Here is a 10,831-nt window from a genome sequence, read left to right as displayed (position 1 = left end):
GAAGCCCTGGAAAGCCGTTATCTTGTGGACCCCGCGCATGCGGGGATGAACAGCCGGTACTTCAAAGAGTAATCGGGAACTATTTATATACATTTTGGAATTGCAGGTTTAATCAATACCAGTTTATAGGGAGTGAAAAGTGATTGAGTGGTTAGGTGGCTAAGTGGCTATGAAACCAGGTTACTTCTTAGAGGCGGGATAAAATCGCCAATCTCAGTCGGATTAAAACAGCCAGGAGGCCGGGAAGGGTGTGCCTGCGGCGCACTCCTACAGCGTTGGGATCGGATGTTGTTTGTTCGACCGATTTGGAGGAGGTTGTCGTTGACCAGGAGGAGAATATCGTTGTTGTCATCAGTCCGACGGAGACGGCGTTTTTCAATCGGATGGACGGGGTCTATGGAGAACGGCGAGCACGGGCGGCTCTGGCGGCATTTTTGTCGGTGGCAAAGGCGTGAGACTAAAAAGCGGCTGACCCCTTTTCACCATCCTACTGGCATATATTATGGTAGAATAATGGTATGGACGAAGTGGTATGTGAGTGTTTATCCTGAAATGGGGGCGTTGATCATGAAAAAGAGTGGGAAATTTCTGACTTGGATTGTATTGGCGGGTTTGCTGGCTTTGCCTTTGGGGTTGGGGGAGGCCAGCGTGGAGAAGCATGTGGCGGACGAGGCTAATTACAAGATGAGCTACCCCATTGTGTATGTGGACCGCAATCAGGAGGCCCAGGACCGGATCAATTCGGATATCTACCAATATATAGCCGGGTTCCGGGATGATTATGCGGCCGAAAAATTCACCCGGGGGAGGTTTTCTTACCAGGTGCAGTATGAGGACGGGACGCTGCTTTCTCTTACGCTGGCGGATTTCCGGTACAGCCAGGGGGCGGCCCATGGGTACACCAACACCCGGGGGCTGACCTACAGCAAGGTGACAGGGGAGAAGCTGCCTCTTCCGTATTTTGTCCGGATCAGTACGGCGGACAAGAGCCTGATCCTGTCCCAGCCCATTTACAACAGCCGGAATGAGCCGGTGCCTTTGAGCAAGACCTTTGCCAATGATTCTTTCATGTGGGACAAGCTGAAGATCAGCGACAATTATTTCCTGGAGGGCGGAGGAAAGATCGCCCTGATCTACCGGCCCTATGAACTGGGGTGCTACGCCCTGGGGACCCTGCGGGTGGAACTGTCGCCCAAGGTCATTGCTTACTTGAATCGGAAAAACTGACGTCTGACTTTTGACAGGGCCGGAGGGGCCGGGTGTGATTTCTTCGTCCGCCTTGACTTTTCTTTTCCCCCGTGCTACACTAGAAAAAACTTCAAAGAATCACCTTTTAACCTAGTCCTGTGAGACTAAGAAAGGGACTTTTATCCAGAAGCAGTTATTAGAAGCCTTCTTGTCTTAGGACGAGAAGGCTTATTTTTTCAACCTGCAGTTTATTATAGGAGGCTACAACATGACAAAGGCGGCAGTCAGCCTGTCCGGACGGGATATCCTGGATCTTTCCTCCCTGTCCGTGGAAGAGTACGATCTGATCATGCGAACGGCGGCGGAGATGAAGAAGGTCATGAAACGGGACATCAAGAAGCTCCCGTCTCTCCGGGGCAAATCCATTGTGAACCTGTTCTATGAAAACAGCACCCGTACCCGCAGCTCTTTCGAGCTGGCCGGGAAGTATCTGGGGGCGGACGTAATCAACCTGAGCACCGGCACTTCCAGTGTGAAAAAAGGGGAATGCCTGAAGGACACCATCCTGACCATGCAGTCCATGGCCTGTGATGCCATTGTCATGCGTCACCCGGTGGAAGGGGCAGCCAAGTACGCAGCGGACATTGCAGCCCCCATTGTGATCAACGCCGGGGACGGGGCCCATGCCCATCCCACCCAGGGTCTCCTGGACATGTTCACCATCCTGGAACATGGGAAACAGTTCAAGGGCCTGAAAATGGCCATTATCGGGGATATCCTTTACGGCCGGGTGGCCCGGAGCAACATTGCGGCCTGGACCAAGCTGGGAGCGGATGTCCATGTGGCCGGTCCCATGACCCTGATTCCTCACGACATCCAGGAACTGGGGGTCACGGTACACAAACGGGTGGAAGACGCCATTGAAGGGGCGGATGTGGTGGATGTGCTGCGGATCCAGCTGGAACGCCAGGACAAGGCCATGTTCCCCACTCCCCGGGAATACGCCCGGATTTACGGGGTCAACGAAGAACGGATGAAACTGGCCAAACCGGACTGTCTGGTGATGCATCCCGGTCCCATGAACCGGGGGTTGGAAATCTCCTGGGATACGGGCTACAGCGACCAGGCTGTGATCCGGGAACAGGTGACCAACGGGGTCGCGGTGCGGATGGCCGTGTTATTCTTGACGATTATGGGAGGAAAGCCAGTTGAAAACGCTAATTAAGAACGGACGGATCGTAGATCCCAGCCAGCAGCTGGACCAGGTGATGGACCTTCTGGTGGAAGACGGGAAAATCGCGGAAGCGGCGCCTCACATTGATGCAGCGGCGGACGAAGTGTTCGACGCTACGGGCCTGGTGGTGGCTCCCGGGTTCATCGACCTGCACACCCATCTCCGGGAACCGGGGCTGGAAGCCAAGGAAGATCTGGTCACCGGCACCATGGCAGCGGCCCACGGGGGCATCACCCGGGTGGCCTGTATGCCCAACACCAAACCGGTGATCGACAGCTCCATTGTGGTCAGCGGCATCCAGGAACGGGCCCAAAAGGAAGGGTACGTCCATGTGGAAGTGATCGGGGCCATTACCAAAGGGGAAAAAGGCAAGGAACTGTCTGAAATGGGGGACATGGCCCAGCACGGGGTCATGGGCTTCTCTGATGACGGCCACTATGTGTCCAGCGCCTATGTGATGAACCTGGCGGCCCAGTATGTGAGCGCTTTTGACAAGCCCCTGATCTGCCACGACATTGACGAAGAGATGAACCACGAAGGGTTCATGCACGAAGGGGCCGTTTCCGCCCGTCTGGGTGTGCCCGGCATCCCTTCCATCGCCGAAGACATCTGTGTGGCCCGGGATGCGGCCATTGCGGAATACACCGGGGCCCACATCCATATTGCCCACATTGCCAGCAAGGGCGCCGTGGACATTGTCCGGAAGGCCAAGGCCCGAGGGGTGAACATCACCTGCGAAGTGACGGTCCACCACCTGACCCTTACCGATGAAGCCTGCGCCGGTTACAATACGGCCACCCGGGTTTCTCCTCCTCTCCGGAGTCGGGACCATGTGGAAGCCATGCGGGCGGGACTGAAGGACGGCACCATCGATGCCATCGTAACGGACCATGCTCCTCATGCGCCGGAAGAAAAAGATGTGGAATTCCGGTATGCTCCCAACGGGTTCTGCGGCCTGGAGACTTCCGTAGGGGTGATCCTGACGGAGCTGTACCATACGGGAGAATTCTCCATCAACGAAATCGTGGATAAAATGAGCACCAGCCCGGCCCGGATCATGAATCTGGACGCCGGCAGCCTGAAGGTGGGCCGGAATGCGGACATCACCATCCTGGATCTGGACCGGGAATGGACGGTGGACAGTGAAAAATTCTATACCCGGGGCAAGGTGACTCCTTTCAACGGAAAACACTGCAAAGGCATGGCAGTGGCGACCATGGTCGATGGCCGGTTTGTGATGAAAGACGGTGTAGTATGCAAAAAGTAAAAGGCAAGTTGGTATTGAAAGACGGAAGCATCTACGAAGGAACTTTGTACAGCACCCACAAGGCAGTGGGGGAAGTGGTGTTCACCACCGGCATGTCCGGGTATCAGGAAACCCTGACGGACCCCTCTTTCTGCGGGCAGATCGTCATCTTCACCTATCCCCTGATCGGGAACTACGGCTGCAACGACCTGTTCTGCCAGAGTGACAGCTGCTGCTACAAGGGGCTGATCGTCAGCGAACTGTGTGACGAACCCTCCAGCTGGCGGGATGAAGGCACGGTGCTGGAATTCCTGGAAAAGAACGATATCCCGGTGCTGGCCGGTGTGGATACCCGGGCGCTGACCCGGCGGATCCGGTCCTACGGGACCCTCCAGGGGGTGCTGGTGCCGGCGGATACTCCGGACGACGAAGTCCAGGCTCTTTTGGCCACTCCCGAAGAACATGACCAGGTGGCCCAGGTAACCACCAAAAAGGTGTACACCATGGGACCGGACGACGCCAAATATTCCGTGGCCGTCATGGACTACGGGGTGAAGCGGCACATCCTGGAATGCCTGGTGGAAAAAGGCTGCAAACTGACCGTATTCCCGGCGGAAACTCCGGCGGAAGAGGTACTGGCCATGGATCCGGACGGGATTTTCCTGAGCAACGGCCCTGGGGATCCGGCAGATCTGACGGTGGAAATCGACAACATCAAAAAGATGATCGGCAAGAAACCCATTTTCGGCATCTGCATGGGGCATCAGGTCATGGCGCTGGCCAACGGGGCCAAGACCAAGAAAATGCTTTTCGGCCACCGGGGCATCAACCAGCCGGTCCGGGATCTGGTGGACCACAAGATCTGCATCACCTCCCAGAACCATGGGTTCATGGTGGATGAGGATTCCCTGAAGGGACTGCCGGTGGAAGTGATCAACCGGTCCCTGAACGACAACACCATCGAAGGCCTGCGCTATCTGAACCATCCCACCTTCACAGTGCAGTACCATCCGGAAGCATCCCCCGGTCCCAGCGGCAACGCTTATCTGTTCGACCGGTTTATCAAAATGATGGGAGGGCACTGATATGCCAAAAAAAGAGAATGTAAAGAAAGTCATGGTCATCGGTTCCGGCCCGATCATCATCGGTCAGGCTGCTGAATTCGACTATTCCGGCACCCAGGCCTGCCGGGCCCTGAAGGAAGAAGGGCTGGAAGTGGTGCTGGTGAACTCCAACCCGGCCACTATCATGACCGATGTGCACATTGCAGATCGGGTGTATGTGGAACCCCTGGATGTGGAATTCCTGGAAGCCATCATCGCCAAGGAACGGCCGGATTCCCTGCTGGCCACCCTGGGGGGCCAGATCGGCCTGAACCTGGCCATTGAACTGGACAAAAAAGGCATTCTGAAGAAATACAATGTGCAGCTCCTGGGCACCCAGATCTCCAGCATCATGAAGGCGGAAGACCGGGAACTATTCAAAGAAACCATGGAGAAACTCCACCAGCCCATTCCCCAGAGCACCATTGTGGAAAGCGTGGATGCGGCCAAGGAATTTGCCAAGAAGGTGGGCTTCCCTCTGATCGTGCGGCCGGCCTACACCCTGGGGGGCACCGGGGGCGGCATTGCCCACAACATGGATCAGCTGGATGACATTACCACCAAAGGGCTCATGTACTCCCTGATCGGTCAGGCCCTGATCGAACGGTCCGTAGCCGGCTGGAAGGAAATCGAATATGAAGTGGTCCGGGACCATGAAGACAACTGCATCACCGTCTGCAACATGGAAAACATCGACCCGGTGGGGGTCCATACCGGGGACTCCATCGTGGTGGCTCCCTGCCAGACCCTGACTGACCGGGAAGTCCAGATGCTCCGGACCGCCGCCATCGACATCGTCCGGGAACTGGGGGTGGAAGGGGCCTGCAACGTGCAGTATGCCCTGAATCCGGACAGTGAAGAATACATCGTCATCGAAGTGAACCCCCGGGTAAGCCGGTCTTCTGCCCTGGCTTCCAAGGCAACAGGCTATCCCATTGCCAAAGTGGCCGCCAAGATCGCTGCCGGGTATACCCTGGACGAAATCGAAAACGCGGTAACCAAGAAAACCTCCGCCTGCTTCGAACCCACCCTGGACTACTGCGTGATCAAGATCCCCCGCTGGCCCTTTGACAAGTTCGTCAATGCGGACCACACCCTGGGGACCCAGATGAAGGCCACCGGGGAAGTGATGGCCATCGAACGGAATATCGAAGCCGGTCTGCTGAAGGCGGTCCGCTGCCTGGAAATCGGCCTGACTCATATGGACATGCCGGAACTCCACAAGCTGACGGACCAGGAAGTCTTTGAAAAGGTCCGGAAAGTGGACGACGAACGGCTCTTTACCATCGCCGAAGCCTTCCGGAGAGGGATGACCGTGGACCAGGCCCATGCCATCACCAAGATCGACGAATTCTTCCTGCGGAAGATCCGCCACATTGTGGAACTGGAAGTGCGTTTGAAGAGCGAAGAACTGACGCCGGAACTGCTCCGGGAAGTGAAGAAACGGGGCTTTGCCGATGTGACCATCGGGAAACTGGTAGGGAAGACCGGTCTGGAAATCCGTGCCATCCGGAAGGAATGGGGCATTACCCCTGTTTACAAGATGGTGGATACCTGCGCCGCGGAATTCGACGCGGAAACTCCGTACTACTACTCCACCTACGGGGTGGAAGACGAAGTGGAAGACACCCCCAACAAGAAGGTGCTGGTACTGGGCTCCGGTCCCATCCGGATCGGCCAGGGGGTGGAATTCGACTACTGCTCCGTCCACTCTGTATGGGCTCTGAAGGATCTGGGCTACGAAACCATCATTGTAAACAACAACCCTGAAACCGTATCCACGGACTTCGATACCGCTGACCGGCTGTATTTCGAACCCTTGACCCTGGAAGACGTGCTGAATGTGATCGACCGGGAAAAACCGGAAGGGGTCATTGTCCAGTTCGGGGGCCAGACCGCCATCAACCTGGCCGGTCCGCTCCATGACTGCGGGGTGAAGATCCTGGGGTCTTCCGTAGACAGCATCGACCGGGCAGAAGACCGGGAACGGTTCGACGAACTGCTGACCAGTGTGGGGATTCCCCGTCCGAAAGGCCACACGGTGTTTGACATCGACGGGGCTCTGCGGGCTGCCAACGATGTGGGCTACCCTGTAATGGTGCGTCCTTCCTATGTATTGGGCGGCCGGGCCATGGAAATCGTCTACAACGACGACGAACTGAAATACTACATGAACAACGCCGTAAAGGCTTCCCACGAACACCCGGTGCTGGTGGACCACTACCTGATGGGTACGGAAGTGGAAGTGGATGCCATCTGCGACGGCAAGGACGTGTTGATGCCCGGGATCATGGAACACATCGAACGGGCCGGGGTCCATTCCGGGGACTCCATTGCGGTGTACCCGCCCCGGACCCTCAGCGAGCACGTAATCGAACAGATCATCGACTACACCACCAAACTGGCCCTGGGCCTGGAAGTTCATGGGATGATCAACATCCAGTACATTGTCCGGGATGACAAGCTGTATGTGATCGAAGTAAACCCCCGGTCCAGCCGGACAGTGCCTTTCCTGAGCAAGGTGACGGGCATCTCCATGGTGGATGTAGCCACCAAATGCGCCATGGGCGTATCCATCCGGGAACAGGGCCTGGAACCGGGCCTGAAGCTCTTCCCGGACTACTATGCGGTGAAAGCGCCGGTGTTCTCCTTCAACAAGATGACCGACGTGGACATCACCCTGGGGCCGGAAATGAAATCCACCGGGGAAGTCATGTGCATCGATGCCCAGTTCCCCAGAGCCCTGTACAAAGCCTGCATTGCCGCCGGCACCCACATCCCCAAGAGCGGTGCCATCCTGATCACCGTAGCGGACCAGGACAAGGAAGAAGTGGTGCCCATTGCGGAAGGGTTTGAAAACCTGGGCTATGAACTGGTGGCTACCGCCGGTACCGCCAAGTTCCTGGAAGGAAAAGGCATCCATGTGGGCCGGGTGGAAAAGGCCAGCGCCGGTACCCCCAACCTGCTGGATGACATCAAGGAAGGCCGGATCTGCATGGTGATCAATACTTTGACCCACGGTTCCGACGCTACCCGGGACGGCTTCAAGATCCGCCGGTCCACGGTGGAACACGCCATTCCCTGCCTGACCAGCCTGGATACCGCCCGGGCCCTGTACAAGGCCATGGGTGCCATGCGCCGGCGGAACGTGGTAAGCGTGGTGGCTCTCCAGGATCTGAAGACGGAGTAAGCCATGGCAGTATATATGGAAGGAACCATTGTCCGGCAGGAGAAACTTTCCGGGGACATCCGGCTCATGGAAATCCGCTGTCCGGAAGTGGCGGCAGCGGCCCAGCCGGGACAGTTTGTGACGGTACGGGTGAACAAGCTCCATCAGCCCCTGCTCCGGCGGCCCTTCGGGGTGGCCGGGGTGGACCGGGCGGCCGGGACTTTTTCCCTGATGTACCGGATCGTGGGAGAAACCACGGAACTTATGGATGCCATGGAGGCCGGGGACCCCATCAGTGTGGTGGGGCCCCTGGGCCACGGGTTCCATCTGGGGGCCAAACGGGGTCTCCTGGTGGGCGGCGGCATGGGCCTGGCCCCTCTCCACTTTTTGGCCCAGGCGGACCCGGATCACAAAATGGAAGTGATCGTAGGGGGCCGGACCAAAGCGGAAGTGTTCTGGGCGGACCTGTTCAAGGACAAAACCGCCAAACAGTATGAAACCACCGATGACGGATCCTACGGGGTGAAGGGCACGGTGAACGCGGTGCTGCCCGGGCTTCTGGCCACGGGACAGTATGACTGCGTGTACGTGTGCGGCCCCAGCCCCATGATGAAGGCTGTGGTGGAAGTGGTGGACCAGTACGGGGTGCCCTGCCAGGTATCCCTGGAAAAATACATGGGCTGCGGCCTGGGTGCCTGTCTGTCCTGCTCCTGCGAAGGAAAAGGCGGCAAGCGGATGAAGATCTGCAAGGACGGCCCGGTGTTCTGGAGCCAGGAGGTGGTGGAATGGTGAAGCCTTATGAAGATCCCCGGATGCAGGTGAACCTGGCGGGGGTGATCATGAAGACACCGGTGACCACTGCTTCCGGCACTTTCGGGTTCGGTCTGGAATTTACGGATTTTCTCAACCTGGACCATATCGGCGCCATTACCGTAAAGGGGACCACCCTGAAGCCCCGGCCCGGAAACAAGGGCCAGCGGCTGGTGGAAACCCCGGCGGGAGTGCTGAACTGTGTGGGGCTGGAAAACCCAGGAGTGGAATACTTTTTGAAGGAAACCCTGCCCCATCTCCGGCAGGTAACCAATACCCCGGTGATCGTGAACATCGACGGGGACAGTGCGGAAGACTACGGCACCCTGGCGGAATTGCTGGATGTGGACGGAGTGGACGCCATCGAGCTGAACATTTCCTGTCCCAACGTGGCCCAGGGAGGCCTGGCTTTCGGTACCGACTGCCATGCGGCAGGAGAAGTGGTGCAGGCGGCCAAGTCCCATACCCATAAGCCGGTGATCACCAAGCTGTCTCCCAATGTGACGGACATTACGGAAATTGCCCGGGCGGTGGAAGCCGCCGGCACCGACGCCATTTCCCTCATTAATACATTGGTGGGGATGAAGATCGACATCCAGAAGAAGCGGCCGGTGCTGGGAAACATCGTGGGAGGCCTTTCGGGCCCGGCGGTGCACCCGGTGGCCGTGCGCATGGTGTACCAGGTGGCCCAGGCAGTGAAGGTGCCTCTTATCGGCATGGGGGGTATCAGCTGCTGGCAGGATGCGGTGGAATTCATCCTGGCTGGGGCCACGGCAGTGGCTGTGGGCACCTGCAGCTTTACGGATCCCAGCCTGGCGGAAACCATCAGCCAGGGGATCCAGGATTATCTGGACGCCAGCGGGGCGGCTTCTCTGGAGGAACTCCGGGGACAGGCCCTGCCGGGACGGAACTGAGGAGTGGAACCCATGGATGCAAGAGACAGACTGATCACGGCCCTGGATTTCCCCACCTTTGACCGGGCCAAAGCCCTGGTGGAAGAACTGGGGGATGCAGTGACCTTTTACAAAGTGGGGATGGAACTGTTCTACGGGGCCGGTCCGGACATCATCCGGTACCTGAAGGACAAGGACAAAAAAGTGTTCCTGGATCTGAAGCTCCAGGACATCCCCAATACGGTGGCTCACAGCCTGGCCGTGCTGACCCGGCTGGGAGCGGATATCATGAACGTCCACGCGGTGGGCGGCCCCAAGATGATGGCGGAAGGCATGAAGGCGGTGAAGGAAGCGGCGGCGGAACTGGGCCGGCCTGCACCCAAACTGATTGCCGTCACCGTGCTCACCAGCATGGATGAAGCCCAGTGGAAGCCTCTGAACTATGCCAAACCCATTGGGGAAGAGGTACTGGACCTGGCGGCCCTTACCAAAGAAAGCGGCCTGGACGGGGTGGTGGCTTCGCCCCGGGAAGCGGCCGGGATCCGGGAAAAATGCGGGAAAGATTTCCTCATTGTGACCCCTGGGGTGCGGCCGGCCTGGGCTGCCACCAACGACCAGAGCCGGATTGCCACCCCGGCGGCTGCCATCGGCAACGGGTCCACCCATCTGGTGGTGGGACGGCCCATTACCCAGGCGGAAAACAAACAGGAAGCTGTACGGAAGATCCTGGAAGAAATGGAAGGAGCTTTTTAAATGAACGATACAACGGTACTGCATATGCTGGAAGAAACCAACGCGGTGATGCATGGTCATTTTCTGCTGACCAGCGGCCTCCACAGCCCCACCTATGTGGAAAAATTCAATGTGCTGCAGCAGCCCCGGTACACGGAAGCCCTGTGCAAGGAAATCGCTGCCCGGTTCGTCAACGACAACGTGGAACTGGTGGTGGGCCCCATGACCGGCGGCATCCTGCTGGCCTATGAAGTGGCCAAGAACCTGGGCACCCGGTTCTTCTTTACGGAACGGGTGAATGGGAAGATGACCTTCAAGAGAGGGTTCCACATTGAACCGGGGACCCGGGTACTGATCGTGGAAGACATCGTCACCACCGGCGGCAGTGTACGGGAAGTGCTGGACGTGGTGAAAAGCGAAGGAGGCGTACCGGTGGGCGTAGGCCTCCTGGTGGAC

At 57.9% G+C, this 10,831-nt stretch carries 9 protein-coding genes; all 9 read left to right on the top strand.

Going from position 1 to position 10,831, the window contains the following annotated elements:
- Positions 1–648 precede the first annotated feature (648 nt).
- Positions 649–1,227: a PdaC/SigV domain-containing protein gene (locus tag QVO43_RS00135; RefSeq protein ID WP_288174237.1), complete on the top strand. Its 579-nt coding sequence runs from the start codon at positions 649–651 to the stop codon at positions 1,225–1,227.
- A gap of 229 nt (positions 1,228–1,456) precedes the next feature.
- The gene (locus QVO43_RS00130) at positions 1,457–2,413 is read left to right on the top strand and encodes an aspartate carbamoyltransferase catalytic subunit (protein ID WP_022486618.1); all 957 of its coding nucleotides are present in this window, start codon (positions 1,457–1,459) and stop codon (positions 2,411–2,413) included.
- Complete coding sequence (locus QVO43_RS00125) at positions 2,397–3,689, top strand: dihydroorotase (protein WP_022486617.1); 1,293 nt, start codon at positions 2,397–2,399, stop codon at positions 3,687–3,689. Before QVO43_RS00130 ends, QVO43_RS00125 begins: the two co-directional genes overlap by 17 nt.
- Positions 3,677–4,753: a glutamine-hydrolyzing carbamoyl-phosphate synthase small subunit gene (gene carA / locus QVO43_RS00120; protein WP_022486616.1), complete on the top strand. Its 1,077-nt coding sequence runs from the start codon at positions 3,677–3,679 to the stop codon at positions 4,751–4,753. Before QVO43_RS00125 ends, carA begins: the two co-directional genes overlap by 13 nt.
- Position 4,754: 1 nt before the next feature.
- On the top strand, positions 4,755–7,961 hold the full coding sequence (gene carB, locus QVO43_RS00115) for a carbamoyl-phosphate synthase large subunit (RefSeq protein WP_022486615.1): 3,207 nt from the start codon (positions 4,755–4,757) through the stop codon (positions 7,959–7,961).
- Between the two features lie 3 nt (positions 7,962–7,964).
- Entirely contained in the window at positions 7,965–8,732 is a 768-nt protein-coding gene (locus QVO43_RS00110) for a dihydroorotate dehydrogenase electron transfer subunit (RefSeq protein ID WP_022486614.1), read from the top strand.
- A complete protein-coding gene (locus QVO43_RS00105) occupies positions 8,726–9,664 on the top strand; it encodes a dihydroorotate dehydrogenase (protein WP_022486613.1) in 939 nt (312 codons plus the stop codon). The genes QVO43_RS00110 and QVO43_RS00105 overlap by 7 nt, the downstream gene beginning before the upstream one ends.
- 12 nt (positions 9,665–9,676) lie before the next feature.
- A complete protein-coding gene (gene pyrF, locus QVO43_RS00100; protein WP_022486612.1) occupies positions 9,677–10,396 on the top strand; it encodes an orotidine-5'-phosphate decarboxylase in 720 nt (239 codons plus the stop codon).
- The coding region (gene pyrE / locus QVO43_RS00095) for an orotate phosphoribosyltransferase (RefSeq protein ID WP_288174236.1) at positions 10,397–10,831 on the top strand (435 nt) is incomplete at its 3' end. It abuts the gene before it with no gap.

The organism is Acidaminococcus sp. CAG:542, assembly GCF_000437815.1.
Lineage (GTDB): Bacteria > Bacillota > Negativicutes > Acidaminococcales > Acidaminococcaceae > Acidaminococcus.
The sequence above is the reverse complement of the archived record's forward strand: the minus strand, read 5'-3'. Positions and strand labels throughout refer to the sequence as shown.

Bases quoted from the DNA above. Each gene is read 5' to 3' on its own strand.
- QVO43_RS00130 (WP_022486618.1), top strand. From the start codon at position 1,457: ATGACAAAGGCGGCAGTCAGCCTGTCCGGACGGGATATCCTGGATCTT.
- carA (WP_022486616.1), top strand. From the start codon at position 3,677: ATGCAAAAAGTAAAAGGCAAGTTGGTATTGAAAGACGGAAGCATCTAC.
- carB (WP_022486615.1), top strand. From the start codon at position 4,755: ATGCCAAAAAAAGAGAATGTAAAGAAAGTCATGGTCATCGGTTCCGGC.
- QVO43_RS00110 (WP_022486614.1), top strand. From the start codon at position 7,965: ATGGCAGTATATATGGAAGGAACCATTGTCCGGCAGGAGAAACTTTCC.
- QVO43_RS00105 (WP_022486613.1), top strand. From the start codon at position 8,726: ATGGTGAAGCCTTATGAAGATCCCCGGATGCAGGTGAACCTGGCGGGG.
- pyrF (WP_022486612.1), top strand. From the start codon at position 9,677: ATGGATGCAAGAGACAGACTGATCACGGCCCTGGATTTCCCCACCTTT.